Consider the following 16,764-nt stretch of genomic DNA (forward strand, 5'->3'; position numbering starts at 1 on the left):
AACGGCGGCGGCGAATCGGCGCGACGGCGGCAGGAGCCCCATCATGCCGCAATCGCTGTCGGCAGGGCAAAAGTCAGGGCGCCCGCGTCGCGCGGGCGCCCATCGTCCTCGCTTACTTGCCGCCCCAGCGGGCCGGGTAGTTCGCCATCTGCTCGCAGCCACAGAGCGCGTAATGCAGCGGCGGCATCTTGTCGTTGACGAACTTGTCGAGGTTCTCGGCCGTGATCGCCGGCTGAGGCAGCTTCCAGGTCGGCCCCACCACCGGCTCGCCCTTGAGGATGCGGATCGCCGCGATCACCGGGGTGCGCCACTGATAGGTCGGGTAGGTCGGTGCGATCGCGGTGAGCTTGTTCTTCTTCCACTTCTGCAGGAAGTCCTGCTGATCCTCGCCATTGATCACCGGATAGGGCTTGCCGGCATCCTCGAAGGCTTCGAGCGCCGCGACCGCAGTCGCACCGGCATCCATCCAGACGCCGTCGATCTTGCCGAAGCGGTTGAGGTAGTCCTCGACGATCGCCTTGGTCTTGGCGTTGTCGCCATTGGTGAACTCGGCGCCGACGACCTTGATGCCCTTCTCCTTGAAGATGCGCTCGGCCGCGGCCCAGCGGTTCTCCAGCACGTCGACACCAGGCAGGATGCGCAGCGCCAGCACCGAGCCGCCAGCGGGAATCTTCTCGGCGATGAAGCTCGCGCCCTGGATGCCGAAGCCGTAGCCGCCGATCGGATTGATGAAGGTCACCGGCGCCTTGCTGTCGACGCCGCGGTCGAAGACCACGACGGGCAGCTTCTTCGCGGCCGCCTCGACCGCCGGCGTCAGCGCCGCGGTGGTGTTCGGCGAGACGATCAGCGCATCGCACTGGCCGCTGTTGACGAAGGCGTTGATGTCCGAGATCTGCTTGTCGTCCTTGCCCTCGGCATCGGCATGGGTGAACGAGGCGATGTCGGCCTTGTTGGCGTCGACCTCGGCCTGCATGTTGGTGAAGCCGACGACGCGCCAGGGATTGTTCACGCCCGCGTTCGAGAAGCAGAGCTTGTAGGGGCCGGGCTTCTTGTACTTGGCGGTGTCGACCTTCTCGCCGCCAAGGTTCTGCTCCCAGGGCTTGCCCTCGGGGCCTTGCGGGGCGACCGTGAGTAGCGCCTTCTGCCGCTCGAATTCGGCGGGATCGTTGAAGTTCTGGGCGATGGCGCCCGTCGACAGCGCTGCCAGCAGCGCCGTCAAACCGATCTGCGTCTTCATGTTCACCTCCCTCTGTCACGCCGCCTTGCCGGCGGCCTCTGGCGGAGCGCGTGGGATCACGCGCTTCCGAAAACTCGTTTTCAGGCGCGCCGCATGCGCCAGGCGCTCGATGCCACCGCGGCGATCAGGATCACGCCCTGCACGGTCTCGCGCAGCGGCTGCGGCAGGCCCATCAGGTTGAGAACAGTGAACAGGGCGAACAGGCTGAGCGCCCCGGCGACAGCGCCGGTCACGCTGGCGCGTCCGCCGAGCAGTTGTGCTCCGCCGATGACGCAGGCGGCGATCGCCTGCAGCTCGAGCCCTTGGCCGACCGCGGTCGAGACGCCGGCGAAGCCGCCGAGCAGGATGCCCGCGGTCACCGCCGACAGCGCCGAGATCACGAAGACCAGAACCCGCGTCGCGCCGACCGGCACGCCGGAAAGCTCCGCCGCGCGCGGATTGTCGCCGACCGCGAGCACCTGCCGGCCGAAGACTGTCGCGTGCAGCAGCCAGGCAGCGAGGGCGACGAAGCCGATCAGGATGAGCACCGAGAGCGGCATGATCCCGGTCACGGGTACGTCGCGATAGACGAGGCGGCCGAGCGCCCGGAAATTCTCCGGCAGATAGCCGCGCGGCGCTCCGCCCGACCACATCAGCGCCGCGCCGTTGAGCGAGAGCAGCATGCCGAGCGTCGCGATGATCGAGGGCACCTTGAGCAGGGTGACGACAAGCCCGTTCACCAGTCCGACGCCGAGCCCGATCAGGTAGAGCACGCCGATCGTCCACCAGGTGTTGTCGGGATTGCCGCCGGCGAGCATCGAGCCGCCGAGCACGGTCAGCGTCACCAGCGAGCCCATCGACAGGTCGAAGCCGCCGCCCGCGATGACGAAGAGCTGTCCGCAGGCGAGGATGATCAGCGGCGCGGCCCGGCGCAGGAAGTTGAGGAAGCCCTCGACCTCGAAATAGCTCGGCTGCATCACGGCGATCGTGCCGTAGAGCACGAGGAAGACGGCGAGGCCGACATTGGTGCCGCGGGCGAAGCGCAGCGCCGCCGAGGGGGCGGTATGGCTGGCCACGGCGCTCATGCGACATGCCCCTTGCTGCGCACGGCGTAGACGGCGACGGCGAGGATGACGATGGCGCCGCGCAGCACCTGCTTCGGGAAGGCGTCGATGCCTGTCATGTTGAAGACGGCGTCGAGCGTGGCGAAGAGGAAGACGCCCGCGAGCGTGCCCCAGACGCCGCCGCGCCCGCCGGCGAGCAAGGTGCCGCCGATCACCACGACCGCGATCGATTCAAGATCGTAGACGCCGTCGCGGCCGACCCAGGGCGCCCCGGCGCGCAGGCGGCTGGCGAGATAGAGCCCGGTGAGGCCGGCCATCAGCGAGCACAAAACATGCGCGCCGATCATCACGCGCTCAGTGCGGATGCCGGCGAGGCGGGCGCCGTCGCGATTGCCGCCGGTGGCGTAGAGATGGGCGCCAAAGCGCGTGCGGCTCAGCAGCAGCCAGATCGCGAGCGCGAGCACGAGCAGCAGCAGCACCGACCAGGGCAGCGGCCCGATCCGGCCATAGGCGAAGGCCTGGAAGGCTGCCGGAACCGAGCCGGCGAAATTGGAAAAGCTGGCCGAGAGCAGCCCCTGCAGGATCAAACCGACGCCGAGCGTCGCGATCAGCGGGTTGACGTCGAGCCGCGCGATGATCAGCCCGTTGACGAGGCCGACCGCTGCCGAGAGCGCCAGCACCGCCAGTACGGCCGGCGCGATCATTGCCGGCTCGCCTTTCATGATGAAGGAGGCGAGCACGGCCGAGACGCTGATCAGATTGGCGACGGACAGGTCGATCGAACCGACCAGGATGGTCAGCGTCTGCCCGAGCGCGACGATGCCGAGGCCGACCATGCGCTGGGTCAGGCCAATGAGCCCCTCGCCGCTGAGATAGGCGTGCTGGCCGGTCGCGAGCGCGGTCGCGACATAGAGCACGAGCGAGCCGGCGAAGAGCAGCGGCGCCACCGGCACGTCGCGCGCCGGGCGAGGGGCGGCGATATCAGCGACGCTCATGCCGCGACCTCCGCCGTCCTGGTGCCGAGGGCAAGGTGCATCACGTCTTCCTCGCTGGCGCCGCGCTTGAGTTCTCCGGCGATGCGGCCTTCATGCATGACCAGGATGCGGTCGCTGACGCCGATGATCTCCGGCAGGTCGGAGGAGATCATCAGAATGGCGCGGCCGCGATCGGCGAGACCTCGCATCAGCTGGTAGATCGCCGCCTTGGCAGCGACGTCGATGCCGCGGGTCGGCTCGAGAAAGATCAGCACCTTGGGATCGCGCGCCAGCCAGCGGCCGATCACGACCTTCTGCTGGTTGCCGCCGGAGAGCTCGCGGATCTCCTGGGTGAAGCCGGCGGCGCGGACATCGACCTCGGCGAGTTGCCGGTCGGCGGCGGCGCGCGCCATCGCGCCAGAAGCCGGTGGACGCAAGCGCCGCGCAAAGGCGCGCAGCGTCATCAGGACATTGTCGCGCAGCGATTGCTGCGGGGCGATGCCCTCCTTCTTGCGATCGTCGGAGAGGAAGCCGATGCCGGCGGCGATGGCCGCTCGCGGCGATTGGATCAGGCCGTCCAGCCCATCGACGGTCATCCGGCCGCGGGTGAACGGCTCGTCGCCGAAGAGAGCTCGCCCCAGCGCGCCCTTGCCGGAGCCTTCGAGCCCGGCGACGCCGACGATCTCGCCGGCGCGCAGGTCGAGCGCGATATCGGAGAGGATGGCGTTGCCGGCACCCTGCACCGACAACACGACCGGGCCGAGCCTGGCCGGGTCACCCGGCGGCGGGAAGAAATCGGCGAGGTCGCGCCCGACCATCAGCCTGACGATCGTCGCCGGCGTCAGCGCGGCGGCCGGGTGTGTCGCGACCAACTTGCCGTCCTTCAGCACGGTGATGCGGTCGGCGATCGCCTTCAATTCGGCCATGCGGTGGGAGATGTAGAGGATCGCCGCGCCCTCGCGCCGGAGCGTCCCGACCAGTCCCAGAAGTCGGCCGGCATCGCGCTCATCGAGCGCTGCGGTCGGCTCGTCCATGACGATGATCTGGGCATCGAGCGCCAGCGCCTTGGCGATCTCGACCAGTTGCTGCTCGGCGATCGACAGCGATTTCACCAGCGCATCGGGCTGGACCCTGGCGCCGACACGCTCCAGCAGCTTGCGCGCGCCCTCCTGCATCGCGGCGCGGTCGAGCAGCCCGCCACGGGTCGGCTCAAGGCCAAGGAAGATGTTGTCGGCGACGCTGCGCTCGGGCAGCAGGCTCAGCTCCTGGTGGATGATGCTGATCCCGGCCCGGCGCGCCTGGACCGGATGCCGGAAGGCGATCGGCTCCCCGTTCAGGAGGATTTCGCCTTCGTCGGGCCGATAAACGCCGCCCAGTACCTTCATCAGCGTCGACTTGCCGGCGCCGTTCTCGCCGCAGATGGCGTGGACCTCGCCGGAATGGCAATCGAGGCTGACATCGTCGAGCGCCCGCACGCCGGTGAAGCTCTTGCCGATGCCGCGCATCGAAAGGACCGGCGTATCGGCGCTCATGCCGCACCTGTCTTGTTGGGTTCAGCGGCTTCGGCCCAGCCGCGCCGGATGAAGTCGTGGCTCTCGACGAGGAGCGTGTCGAGATCAGGAAAGAGGTCGCGCCAGACCCGTGTCGCCGCCGCGAGCGAGGGCAGCGCCCGGCCGAAAGCCTCGACCGTCAGCCAGCCGTCGTAGCCGGTAGCGCGGATGGCGCGGAACGTCTGCGCCCACGGCACATGGCCGCGTCCGACGATGCCGCGATCGTTCTCTGAGAGATGGATATGATTGATCTCGGGAGCGTAGCGGCTGTAGGCGCCTACGGGATCGCGCTCCTCGATATTGGCGTGGAAGGTGTCGTACATGTAGCCAAAGTTCGGATGCGCGACCTCGGCCTTCAGCGCGCTCGCCGCCTCCATCGTGTTCAGCGCGTAGCATTCGAAGCGGTTGATCGCCTCGAGCGAGAGCGCGATTCCGGCCTTGCTGGCATCGTCAGCCATGACGTGCAGGGCCTCGGCCAAATGGGCCAGCTCGTCCTCACGCGGGCCTTCGCCGGTGAAGACGCCGACCGGCGAGTGATAGGGGCCGGCGATGACGGAGGCACCGAGCGCCGCGGCGCAGTCGACCGCCCAGCGATGGCGCTCGCGCGCCTTCCGGCGGATGGCAGGATCGGGCGAGAGCGGGTTGCTGTCCTCGGCGACGATGGTGACGATGGTGCGCTTCAGGCCGATCGCATCGAGCCGGCGGCCAAGCCGCTCGTAATGGCCGACATCGCCCTCGAAGACCGGGATCTCGACGCCGTCATAGCCGATCTCGCGGATGCGCTCGCACAAGGGCAGGTGCGCTTCGTCGATGAAGCCGCCGACCGTCAGCAGGTTGAAGCCGATCTGGATCATTGCCTTGGCTTTCGTGCCGCGCTCAGCGCAGCCGCAATGCGGTCGCGCGGCTGCAGAAAGCCGATGAAACGACGATGCTGGCATGCATGACCGGCATTCCTCCCTGGGGCGGTTCATTCTGCGGAACCGCTTCGGATTGGATTATGTAATCGATTGCAAAACTGTCAACCGGCTCCTTTGCGGCGCTCCGTCACATCGAAGGCGGCGATCCGACCGGGGCGCGCTGCTTCGTCAGCGGACTACGCGGTTGCGGCGATACGGGTGGGTATGAACCACCGGCCCAGGTGGTTGCCGTCGCGGAGCCCCTATTGATAGCCGGTCGATGGCACCTGCCTGTGACAGGCTCGCTGGCGGAACGGAATTCTCCCATGGCAGGTGCCGGCCGCAGGCGCTTCCGCCTCCTGCCCGGGACATCTTTGAAAAGACATTCCATTGACCGTGCCTGTGTTCGCATGAAGAATGTCAGTATCGAGCGCCGATAACTGCGCTAGATCGCGGGATTTGCTGGAGCAGCTTGCACCGCGTCAACAATGCTAAAAGCACCACGATGAAATCGTGGGCTCCGAGTCCGGAGACACGTCGATGAAACCGCGTAATACTTTGGATCCTGAGCGATCGGACGGCCAGCCGCGATGTTCCTGATCCCTCGCCCTGCGGCCTGATCGCCGGGCTCACCATTCCCTAGCAGCGTCCGCGTGCCGGCTTGCCCGGCCGGAGCGTCGTTCCCTGGCGACGCTTAGCCTCGCTGCGTCCTCCCGCCAGCCGAGGCCTTCATGACTGTCGTCTCGCTCGTCACTTCAACATCAGCGGCACCCCGCCACGTCGGTCGGGCTGCGCCGGCACCAGCCGAGGCGCCCAACTTCCGTGCGGCGCTGCGCCATCTCGCCGGCGGTGTCAGCGTGATCACGACCGGGCAGGGCGAGGATCGTACCGGGTTGACCGTGACCTCGCTCGCGTCGCTCTCGGCCGAGCCGCCGACGGTGATGTTCGGGCTCAACCTGGGCTCGTCGAGCTTTCCGGTGCTCGCCCGCCATGGCAGCTTCGGCGTCAATTTCCTCAACGCCACGCAAAAGCAGATCGCCGACCGCTTCTCCGGCCGCAATGGCGAGAAAGGCGAGGCGCGCTATGCCGGCGCGAGCTGGACGCAAGGTGTCACCGGCGCCCCGCTGCTCGAAGGCGCGCTGGCTGCGCTCGACTGCGAGGTCGAGGAGCTGATCGAGCGGCATTCGCACGCCATCGTCATCGGCCGCGTCCGTGAGGTCCGGCTCGGTGGCGACGATGCGGCGCTGCTCTACTGGCGCGGCGATTACGAGCGCCTCGGCTGGATGGCCGAGGAAGCCCGTACGGCGCTCGGCCTGCGCGGCATCTGATCCAGGCGAGACATCCCATGGCCTATTCCCTCAGCCTGCTCGACAAGAGCCCGATCCTCGACGGCGAGAGCGCGGTCGATGCCCTGCAGCGCACGATCGCTCTGGCGCAGGCTGCCGAGCGGCTGGGCTATCGCCGCTTCTGGCTTGCCGAGCATCATGGCTTTGCCGGACTCGCCAGCTCGGCACCGGAAATCCTGGTGGCGCATCTGATCGCGCGCACGCGCCGGATCCGGATCGGTTCCGGCGGGGTGCTGCTGCAGCACTACAGCCCCTACAAGGTCGCCGAGACCTTCAACCTGCTCGCCGCGCTGGCGCCCGATCGCATCGATCTCGGCATCGGCAAGGCGCCGGGCGGCCTGCCGCTCTCGACCAAGGCGCTGCGCGTCCAGCATGCTTCCAAGGACGCCCGCTCCTTCGAAGCGCTGCTGGCGGAACTCGATGGTTTCCTTTCGGGTTCGCTCGATGTGGATGATCCGCTCGCCGGCGCGCAGGCCCTACCGAAGCCGCCTGCGCCAGCTGAGCGCTTCCTGCTCGGTGCCAGCCCGGATAGCGCAAGGCTCGCGGCGGAGCGCGGCTGGCGCTTCGTTTTCGCCGGCCAGCTCAATGGCGACCCGAAGGCGATCGAGGCCAGCCTCAACGCATATGCCAAGGCCGGCGCGAAGCAGCCGCCGCTGTTCGGCCTCGCTGCCCTCGCCGCCGCGACGGCGGAGGAGGCGCGCGCGCTGACCGAGCCTTTGCGCGTGGTCCGGTTGACGCTCGACAATGGCCAGAGCGTCAATCTCGGCAGCGAGGAGCAGGCGGCCGAGTTCGCCCGCCAGGCCGGAGCCTCCTCGTACACGACCGAGATCCGACGCCCGAGCATTCTCTCCGGCACCGCCGAGGACGTCCGGCGCGAGCTTGATGCGCTCTCGGCCCGCTTCGGCATCACCGAATTCGTCATCGACACACCGGCTGCCGCGACCGCCCAGCGCCTCGCCTCGGTCACGCTGCTGGCCGGCGACGCGCCGGCGCTTGCGGCTTGAGCCGACAGGAGACACCGATGAGCAAGACCCGTCTCACCTTCGGCCTGATGCTGCAGGGCCCCGGCAGCCACATGAATGCCTGGCGCCATCCGAGCAATCCGCCCGATGCCAGCGTCAATCTCGATTTCTTCATCCGCAACGCCCGCAAGGCCGAAGAGAACGGCATCGCCTTCGCCTTCGTCGCCGACGGGCTCTACATCAACGAAAAGTCGATCCCGCATTTCCTCAACCGGTTCGAGCCGCTGACCATCCTCTCGGCGCTGGCGACCGTGACGAAGAAGCTCGGCCTCGTCGGCACGGTCTCGACCTCCTATAGCGACCCCTTCACCATCGCCCGGCAATTCGCCTCGCTCGACCTGATCTCCGGCGGGCGCGCCGGCTGGAATGCGGTGACCTCGCCGCTGGAGGGTTCCGGCCGCAATTATGGCCGCCCGCATCCCGAGCATTCCCTGCGCTACGAGATCGCGCATGAATACCTCGACATAGCCAAGGGCCTCTGGGATTCCTGGGACGACGACGCCTTCGTCCGCGACCGTGAGAGCGGCCGCTTCTTCGACCGCGAGAAGCTGCACACGCTCGGCTACAAGGGCCGCTTCTTCCAGGTCGAGGGGCCGCTCAACATCCAGCGCTCGCCGCAGGGCCAGCCGGTGCTGTTCCAGGCCGGCGCCTCGGATGCCGGCATCGGCCTCGCCGGCCGCCATGCCGATGCGGTCTTCGCCAACCATGTCTCGCTGGAAGAGGGCCAGGCCTTCTATCGCAGCATCAAGACCAGCGCGATCGCGCAGGGGCGGCTGGCGGACGACGTCAAGATCTTCCCGAGCGCCGGGCCGATCGTCGGGCGCACCCGGCAGGAGGCCGAGGACAAGTACCAGGCGATCCGCGATCTCGTCTCGATCGATGACGCGCTTGCCTATCTCGGCCGCTTCTTCGACCATCACGATTTCAGCGCCTATCCGCTTGACGCCCCGTTCCCGGAGCTCGGCGAGATCGGCAAGAACAGCTTCCGCTCGACCACCGACCGGATCAAGCGCACTGCCGCCCTGAAGCGCCAGACCTTGCGCGAGGCGGCGCTGGAAGCTGCGACCCCGCGCGCCGACCTGATCGGCTCGGTGCAGGAGATCGCCGACATCCTGATCGAACGTGTCGAGAAGCAGGCGGCCGATGGCTTCATCCTCGGCTTCCCGGTGATCGGCGAGGGGCTCGATGATTTCGTCGAGCTGGTCATCCCGGAGCTCGAGGCGCGCGGTGTCTACGACCGCACCCTGCCGGGCGAAACGCTGCGCGATCATCTCGGCCTGCCGCGCCGCGAGAGCCGCTATGCCCGCCTCGCTTCGGCCTCCGTGCCACGCAAGGCCGGTTGAGCGCTCCACAGAACCCGTTTCCAGAACCTCACGCTCCGAGAGGCTGTCCCATGGCCGACGAATTCGTCTACACCACCCCGCTCGATCCGCTCGCCCAGCCCCTGGTCGAGCAGCTCACCTGGGAATACGCCACCCGCTATGGGAGCTATTTTGGCGAGCCGCCGGGCGCCGAGATGAGCCGCTATCCGGCATCGCTGTTCGCGCCGCCCGAGGGCAATTTCGTCCTGCTCTTGCGCGACGGCCGCGCCATCGCCGGCGGTGCCTTCAAGCGCTATGACGGACAGACGGCGGAGCTGAAGCGGATGTGGACGGACAGCGCCTTTCGCCGCCAGGGCCTGGCCCGCCGCGTCGTCGAGGAGCTGGAGGCGCAGGCCGTGCGCCAGGGCTATGGCAAGATCTTTCTGACCACCGGCTTTCGGCAGCCCGAGGCGCGGGACCTCTACCTCAGCACCGGCTACACGCCACTGTTCGATCCCGCCGTCGATCCCGAGGTCTACAAGAAGCTCGCCTTCGAAAAGGACCTCGCCGTCGCGGCCTACAAGCTGCGGCCACCGGCCGAGCAATTGCCTGCCAGCGCGGCCTGAGCGCGCCGCTTCCTGAGTTTCAAGGGGACGAATTCCAGCCATGAGTCTCGCCAGCGATTTCGCGGGCCTGCCGACGCGCGCCCATAGCACTCCGCCGACCCGCGATTTCAGCCGCTACCGCATCGTGCCGGCGCGCTATCCGGCCCGCACCATCGGCACCGTGTTCGCGGTCGTCGTGATCTTCGCGATCGCAAACTCGGTCCTCTCCAACCCGCGCTGGGGCTGGGACGTCTTCGCCGAATGGTTCTTCTCCGAGCCGGTGCTGGCAGGGCTCGGCCGAACCTTGCTGCTGACCTTGTTCGGCACCGTTCTCGGCTTCCTGCTCGGCACTGGCCTCGCCTTGGCGCGCGTCTCGGGCTCGCCGCTGCTGGCCTCGCTGTCCTGGGCCTATGTCTGGCTGTTCCGATCGATTCCCCTGATCGTGCTGCTGCTGATCCTCAACAATCTCGGCTATCTCTATTCGACCGTATGGCTCGGCATCCCCTTCACCGAGATCACCTTCGCCTCCTGGTCGACGACGCAAGTGATCACGCCGTTCTTCGCGGCGGTGCTCGGCCTGACGCTCCATGCCGGCGCCTTCTCCTCGGAGATCGTGCGCGGCGGCATCCTCTCGGTCGACCAGGGCCAGCACGAAGCGGCCGCAGCGCTCGGCCTGCCGCGCCACCGCCAGTTCTCGCGGATCGTGCTGCCGCAGGCGATGCGCACGATCCTGCCCAACGGCTTCAACGAGATCATCCTGCTGGCGAAGGGCACGAGCCAGGTCTACATCCTGGCGCTGCCTGAGCTGTTCTATACCATCCAGATCATCTACCGGCGCAATCTCGAGGTGATCCCGCTGCTCATGGTGGCGACGGTCTGGTACCTCGTCATCCTCAGCGTGCTGTCCTTCGTCCAGCACCATATCGAGCGCTATTACTCGCGCGGGGCGCTGCGCAATCCGCCGCCCTCGCTGATCGGCCTGGCACTGGCGCGCTTAGGCCGCTCGCGCGATGCCGCCGCGGCGCGTCGGACCGAGGCCGCACTCGTCCAGGCCAGTTCATCCCAGGTCGGTTCGTCCGCCGTGGCGGCTCCGTCGCTGGCGAGCCTGCAGCGCAGCGGTGGCGAGATCCGGATCAGCAACGTCTCGAAGAGCTTCGGCCCGCTCAAGGTGCTCGACGATGTCAGCCTGGCGCTGCGGCCCGGCAGCGTCACCGCGATCATCGGCCAGTCCGGATCCGGCAAGTCGACGCTGCTGCGCTCGATCAATCATCTCGAGCGCGTCGACGAAGGCTTCATCGCCATCGACGGCGAGCTGATCGGCTACCGCCAGGACGGCGACACGCTCTACGAGCTCAAGGAGCGCGAGATCCTGAAGCGCCGCGTCGATGTCGGCATGGTCTTCCAGAGCTTTAACCTGTTCCCGCACCTGACCGCGATCGAGAACGTGATCGAGGCGCCGCTGTCGGTGCGCGGGGTCTCCCGCGAGCAGGCTTTGGCCGAGGCGCGCGAGCTGCTCGCCCGCGTCGGCCTCGCCGACAAGGTCGATGCCTATCCGCGCCAGCTCTCCGGCGGCCAGCAGCAGCGCGTCGCCATCGCCCGGGCTCTGGCGCTGAAGCCCAAGGTCCTGCTCTTCGACGAGCCGACCTCGGCGCTCGACCCCGAGCTCGTCAACGAGGTGCTCGACGTCATCAAGGAGCTCGCCCGCTCCGGCACGACGCTGGTCATCGTCACCCATGAGATCGGCTTTGCCCGCGAGGTCGCCGACGAGGTCGTCTTCATGGAAGCCGGCCGTATCCTCGAAGTCGGCCCGCCGGCCCGCGTCTTCGCCGAGCCCGACCATCCCCGCACCCGCGAATTCCTAGCCAAGGTCCTCTGACCGCCATTTCTCAAGGAGCTAAGTCATGATCACCAGACGCAACACGCTCGCTCTGCTCGGCGCCGCCTCGGCCGGCGCGCTGCTGCCTTCCCTCGGCCTCGCCCAGCAGGCGATCGACCTCTCGCCCGAGCAGCCGGGCCGGCCGCGGGCGCAGCGCGACGAAGCTGCGGTCAAGTTGATCGGCAAGGACACGAAGTTCGTGAAGGAGGGTGTCTTCACCGTCGCCAACGCCACTGGCCGCCTGCCCTTTGCCGGCTACACCGCCGATGCCAAGACCATTGTCGGTTCCGAGCCTGACATCGCCCAGCTCGTGGCGGATGCGCTCGGCCGCAAGCTCGAGATCGTCCCGGTCTCTTGGGCCGACTGGCCGCTCGGCATCGCCTCCGGCAAATACGATGCGGCGATTTCGAACATCACCGTCACCGAGCAGCGCAAGCAGAAGTTCGACTTCTCGACCTATCGCAAGGACCTGCTCGGCTTCTATGTGAAGAAGGACAACGAGGTCCAGATCCGCGAGCCGCGCGACATCGCCGGGCTCAAGGTCATCGTCGGGTCCGGCACCAATCAGGAGCAGATCCTGCTGCGCTGGAACGAGCAAAACGTGAAGGACGGGCTGAAGCCGGCCGAGGTCCAGTATTATGACGACGACGTCGTGCTCTATCTCGCGCTGGAGACCGGGCGCGCCGACGCCTATCTCGGCCCGAACGCACTCCTCAGCTTCAAGGCGGCACAGGAGAACAAGACCCGCCTCGCCGGTAATTTCTCCGGCGGCTGGCCGGTGCTGGCCGAGATCGCCGTGACGACCCGCAAGGGCGCGGGTCTCGCCGAGGCGATCACCCACGCCATCAACACCCAGATCGGCAACGGCAACTACGCGAAGGCACTCGGGCGCTGGAACCTCGCCGCCGAGGCGATCGAGCAGTCGCGCACCAACCCGCCCGGCCTGCCGGTGAAGTGAGCGTAGCGGGCGTCGCTGCGACCTGATCCATCAGCAAAGACGGAAGACGATGATGTTGCGAGCGCGTATGTTGGCGCTTCTCCTAGGCAGCTGGGCCATCTTCGGCCCAACTCAGGGCCCAGCCGTGGCGCAGGCACCCTTCGATCTCGGCCCGGAGCAGCCCGGGCGCGTGAGGGCGGAGAAGCAGCCGGAGGCCATCGCCGCCCTGCCGAAGGGCTTCAAGTTCGTCGAGCCCGGCGTGTTCACCGTGGCGGTCAGCCCGGGCGGGCCGCCGCTCGCCACCTACGCCACCGACGCCAAGACCGTGGTCGGCGCCGATGCCGATTTCGCCCAGCTGATCGCCGACAGCCTCGGCCTCAGGCTCGACCTGCAGCCGATCGCCTGGGCCGACTGGCCGCTCGGGCTCGCTTCGGGGAAGTATGACGCGGTCATCTCCAATGTCGGCGTCACCGAGCAGCGCAAGGAGAAGTTCGACTTCTCGACCTATCGCAAGGGCCTGCACGGCTTCTTCGTCAGGGCCGACAGCGAGGTCACCGCGATCAGCGAGCCTAAGGACGCCGCCGGGCTCAAGATCAGCGTCGGCGGAGGCACCAACCAGGAGCGCATCCTGGTCGAGTGGAGCAAGCAGAACGTCGCCGCCGGCCTGAAGCCGATCGAGCTGCAGCTCTTCGACGACGAGGCCGGGCGGCTCGTCGCCCTGCGCTCGGGCCGGGTCGACGTCATCGTCCAGCCGCATGCGCAGCTCGTCTTCATCGCGGCGCGCGACAAGGACATCAGGCGCGTCGGCACGCTCAGCGCCGGCTGGCCGCTGAGATCCGATGTCGCGATCACCACGCGCAAAGGCAGCGGCCTGGTCGATGCGCTGACAATCGCCACCAACGGCCTGATCACCAACGGCAAGTTCCGGGCCTCGCTGGCGCGCTGGAACCTGGAGGAGGAAGCGCTCGACCGCTCCGAGACCAACCCGCCCGGCCTGCCGAAATACTGAAGACGCGCCATGTCCAAGCTCGCCGTCCGGCACATCGCCTTCCTGACGCCAGGCAATTACGACGATGCCGATCCGCGCGCCGGGCTGGAGGAGACGCTGGCGCTCTTCGAGCATGGCGAGGCGCTCGGCTTCGACAGCGCGTGGGTGCGTCAGCGGCATCTCGAGCCCGGTGTCTCCTCAGCCGCGACCTTCCTCGCCGCGGCATCCCAGCGCACCAGCCGGATCGGGCTCGGCACCGCGGTGATCCAGATCGGCTACGAGAACCCGTTCCGGCTCGCCGAGGACCTCTCGCTGGTCGACGTGCTCTCCGGCGGGCGGCTCAATGTCGGGCTGAGCGCCGGCCCGCCGCCCTTCGGCAAGCTCCTGGGCGAGCGCTTCTTCGACGCCGACCCGGCAACATACGATTTCTCGCATGCCCGCGTCGCCCGGCTCGCCAGCAACCTCGCCGGCGACTGGCTCGGCGCCGCCGACGGGCGCATCAGCTCCGCCGCCGGCGAGCATCGTCCGCGCCTGCGCCCGCATGCGCCGGGCTTGCGGCAACGGCTCTGGTATGGCGGTGGCTCGTTGCGCTCGGCCCGCTGGGCGGCCGAGAACGGCTTCCATCTGCTCGTCGGCAATCTCAATACCGGCGAGGAGACCGACGATTTCTTCGTCGCGCAAAGCCGCCATATCGAGACCTTCCGTGCTCACTGGCGTGGCGAGGACGAGTCGAAGGTCGCGGTCGGTCGCGTGATCGTGCCGCTCGACAGCGCCGACGCCGCGACGCGCCAGCGCTATCGCGACTATGCGCAAACCCGGCATGCCCGCACGCTCGCGCCGCAAGGCGAGCGCCGGACGCTGTTCGCGCGCGATCTCGTCGGCACGGCGAACGAGATCGTCGAGCTGCTGGCGGCCGACCCGGTCCTGCCGCTGGTCGATACGCTGCGGCTGGAGTTGCCCTACAACTTCTCGATCGCGGACTACCGCCAGATCATCGCCGACTTCGCCGCGCTGATCGCGCCAGCGCTCGGCTGGCTGGAAGCGAAGCCAGTTCAGCGCCGCAGGGCCGTCGGGGAGTAAGCACGAAAGCGGCGGGCAAGCCCGCCGCTTTCTGCAATGGCTCAGCCCTGCTGGTCGGCCATGACCCGCTGCATGCCGCTGAGCACGGCTTTCAGCGAGGCCATGACGATGTTCGGGTCGATGCCGACGCCGTGCACGATGCGGCCCTTCTCGTCCTGGAGCTGAACATAACAGGCGGCGGTCGCGTTGGCGCCGCGTCCGACCGCGTGCTCGTGATAGTCGAGGAAGGAGAACTCGACGCCATAGGTCGTCTTCAGCGCATCGACGAAGGCGTCGATCGGGCCATTGCCGACGCCCTCGATGGTGCGGACCCTACCGTCCTGCTTCAGCTCCGCCGTCAGCGTGCGCGAGCCCTCCGCGCCGGGGAAGGTCTTGTGGGACAGCAGTTCCAGCGGGGCGTCGCTCAGGAGGTAAGTCCTGCTGAACAGGGACCAGAGCACCGCGCTGGTCAGCTCCTTGCCTTCCTCATCCATCTGCTCCTGGGCGATCTTGGAGAAGGCGATCTGCAGCGGGCGCGGCAGGTCGAGGCCGTGATCGGCCTGCAGGATATAGGCGATGCCGCCCTTGCCCGACTGCGAGTTGATCCGGATCACCGCCTCGTAGTCGCGGCCGACATCCTTGGGATCGATCGGGAGGTAGGGCACCTGGAAGAGCGGGTCATTGCGCTTCTCCTGCGCGTCGAAGCCCTTCTTGATCGCGTCCTGATGCGAGCCGGAGAAGGCGGTGTAGACGAGCTCGCCGACATAAGGGTGGCGTTCGTGCACCGGCAGCTGCGTGCAGTATTCGGCGACGCTGCGGATTTCGTTGACATCGCGCAGGTCGAGCTCGGGATCGACCCCTTGCGTGAACAGGTTCAGCGCCATGGTGACGATGTCGACATTGCCGGTGCGCTCGCCATTGCCGAACAGAGTACCCTCGACGCGGTCGGCACCGGCCATCAGTGCCAGCTCGGCGGCGGCGACCGCGGTGCCGCGGTCATTGTGCGGGTGGATCGAGAGCAGCACGCTGTCGCGGTCGGAGATGTTGCGGCCGAACCATTCGAACTGGTCGGCATGGACGTTCGGCGTCGCCATCTCGACGGTCGCCGGCAGGTTGAGGATCAGCTTCTTCTGCGGCGTCGGCTGGATCACCGCTTTGACCGCCTCGCAGATCTCCAGGGCGTAGTCGAGCTCGGTGCCGGTGAAGCTCTCCGGCGAGTATTCGAAGGTGAAATTGGTGTCGGGCGCCTTGGCGGCCAGGGCCTTGATCTGGGCGGCCGCATCGGTCGCGATCTTGATGATTCCGGCCTTGTCGGAGCGGAAGACCACCTCGCGCTGCAGCGTCGAGGTCGAGTTGTAGAAGTGCAGGATGACGTTCTTGGCGCCCTTCACCGCCTCGAAGGTGCGCTCGATCAGTTCGGAGCGGCACTGGGTCAGCACCTGGATCGCGACGTCATCCGGGATCGCGCCGCTCTCGATGATCGAACGAACGAAATCGAAATCGGTCTGCGACGCCGCAGGGAAGGCGACCTCGATCTCTTTAAACCCCAGCTTCACCAGAAGGTTGAACATGCGGTTCTTGCGATCGACGCCCATCGGCTCGATCAGCGCCTGGTTGCCGTCGCGCAAGTCGACGGAGCACCAGATCGGCGCCTTGGTCAGGACCTGCGACGGCCATTTGCGGTCCGGCAGGTTGACCGGCGCATAGGCGCGGTATTTGGAAATCGGCATCGTGGTCATGGGACAACCCTTGCGAAGGATGCGGCGTCAGCCCTGCTCGGGGCTCTGCTACGCCGTCATGCGATGGACAGGCCTTCGAACCCCGGCGCGCTCACAGCGCCGGGCGGCTAAGTCGCAGGGTCAGGCCCCGGATGGCGGACCGAAATCGCATGGCCGGACATAACCACCCCGGGAGAGGAAGATCAACCTTG

14 protein-coding genes are annotated in these 16,764 nt (G+C 67.5%); 8 read left to right on the forward strand and 6 right to left on the reverse strand.

Going from position 1 to position 16,764, the window contains the following annotated elements; all coding sequences use genetic code 11:
* Positions 1 to 112 precede the first annotated feature (112 nt).
* The 5 genes from V7S63_RS22570 to V7S63_RS22590 all read right to left on the reverse strand — a co-directional run bounded on the left by V7S63_RS22570 (position 113) and on the right by V7S63_RS22590 (position 5,658).
* Positions 113 to 1,237 (reverse strand): substrate-binding domain-containing protein, encoded by a 1,125-nt coding sequence (locus tag V7S63_RS22570; protein ID WP_336531856.1) that lies wholly within the window; start codon positions 1,235 to 1,237, stop codon positions 113 to 115.
* 80 nt (positions 1,238 to 1,317) lie between these two features.
* A complete protein-coding gene (locus V7S63_RS22575) occupies positions 1,318 to 2,301 on the reverse strand; it encodes an ABC transporter permease (RefSeq protein ID WP_336531857.1) in 984 nt (327 codons plus the stop codon).
* Positions 2,298 to 3,275 carry an ABC transporter permease gene (locus V7S63_RS22580; RefSeq protein ID WP_336531858.1) on the reverse strand — a complete coding sequence of 326 codons (978 nt, stop codon included), beginning with the start codon at positions 3,273 to 3,275 and terminating at the stop codon, positions 2,298 to 2,300. The genes V7S63_RS22575 and V7S63_RS22580 overlap by 4 nt, the downstream gene beginning before the upstream one ends.
* Entirely contained in the window at positions 3,272 to 4,786 is a 1,515-nt protein-coding gene (locus V7S63_RS22585) for a sugar ABC transporter ATP-binding protein (RefSeq protein WP_336531859.1), read from the reverse strand. The genes V7S63_RS22580 and V7S63_RS22585 overlap by 4 nt, the downstream gene beginning before the upstream one ends.
* Positions 4,783 to 5,658, reverse strand: coding sequence for a sugar phosphate isomerase/epimerase family protein (locus V7S63_RS22590; RefSeq protein ID WP_336531860.1), 876 nt, complete (start codon positions 5,656 to 5,658; stop codon positions 4,783 to 4,785). Before V7S63_RS22590 ends, V7S63_RS22585 begins: the two co-directional genes overlap by 4 nt.
* Positions 5,659 to 6,431: 773 nt before the next feature.
* Between V7S63_RS22590 and V7S63_RS22595 the strand changes: the two genes are divergently transcribed.
* The 8 genes from V7S63_RS22595 (at position 6,432) to V7S63_RS22630 (ending at position 14,855) form a co-directional block, all read left to right on the forward strand.
* Complete coding sequence (locus V7S63_RS22595) at positions 6,432 to 7,028, forward strand: flavin reductase family protein (protein ID WP_336531861.1); 597 nt, start codon at positions 6,432 to 6,434, stop codon at positions 7,026 to 7,028.
* Positions 7,029 to 7,045: 17 nt separating this feature from the next.
* Positions 7,046 to 8,050, forward strand: a complete 1,005-nt coding sequence (locus V7S63_RS22600) for an MsnO8 family LLM class oxidoreductase (RefSeq protein ID WP_336531862.1) — start codon at positions 7,046 to 7,048, stop codon at positions 8,048 to 8,050.
* A gap of 17 nt (positions 8,051 to 8,067) precedes the next feature.
* Entirely contained in the window at positions 8,068 to 9,411 is a 1,344-nt protein-coding gene (locus tag V7S63_RS22605) for an LLM class flavin-dependent oxidoreductase (RefSeq protein WP_336531863.1), read from the forward strand.
* A gap of 50 nt (positions 9,412 to 9,461) precedes the next feature.
* Complete coding sequence (locus tag V7S63_RS22610; RefSeq protein ID WP_100962442.1) at positions 9,462 to 9,995, forward strand: GNAT family N-acetyltransferase; 534 nt, start codon at positions 9,462 to 9,464, stop codon at positions 9,993 to 9,995.
* Positions 9,996 to 10,035: 40 nt separating this feature from the next.
* Positions 10,036 to 11,850, forward strand: a complete 1,815-nt coding sequence (locus V7S63_RS22615) for an amino acid ABC transporter permease/ATP-binding protein (protein ID WP_336531864.1) — start codon at positions 10,036 to 10,038, stop codon at positions 11,848 to 11,850.
* 25 nt (positions 11,851 to 11,875) lie between these two features.
* Positions 11,876 to 12,808: an ABC transporter substrate-binding protein gene (locus tag V7S63_RS22620; protein WP_336531865.1), complete on the forward strand. Its 933-nt coding sequence runs from the start codon at positions 11,876 to 11,878 to the stop codon at positions 12,806 to 12,808.
* A 67-nt stretch (positions 12,809 to 12,875) separates the two neighbouring features.
* Entirely contained in the window at positions 12,876 to 13,796 is a 921-nt protein-coding gene (locus V7S63_RS22625) for an ABC transporter substrate-binding protein (RefSeq protein ID WP_336531866.1), read from the forward strand.
* A gap of 9 nt (positions 13,797 to 13,805) precedes the next feature.
* Positions 13,806 to 14,855, forward strand: a complete 1,050-nt coding sequence (locus V7S63_RS22630) for an LLM class flavin-dependent oxidoreductase (RefSeq protein WP_336531867.1) — start codon at positions 13,806 to 13,808, stop codon at positions 14,853 to 14,855.
* Positions 14,856 to 14,896: 41 nt separating this feature from the next.
* Here V7S63_RS22630 and leuA read toward each other — a convergent pair whose 3' ends face one another.
* Positions 14,897 to 16,564: a 2-isopropylmalate synthase gene (gene leuA, locus V7S63_RS22635; RefSeq protein ID WP_336531984.1), complete on the reverse strand. Its 1,668-nt coding sequence runs from the start codon at positions 16,562 to 16,564 to the stop codon at positions 14,897 to 14,899.
* Between the last annotated feature and the right edge of the window lie 200 nt (positions 16,565 to 16,764).

It is taken from the genome of Allobosea sp. CCNWLY174 (genome assembly GCF_037120455.1).
Lineage (GTDB): Bacteria > Pseudomonadota > Alphaproteobacteria > Rhizobiales > Beijerinckiaceae > Allobosea > Allobosea lupini.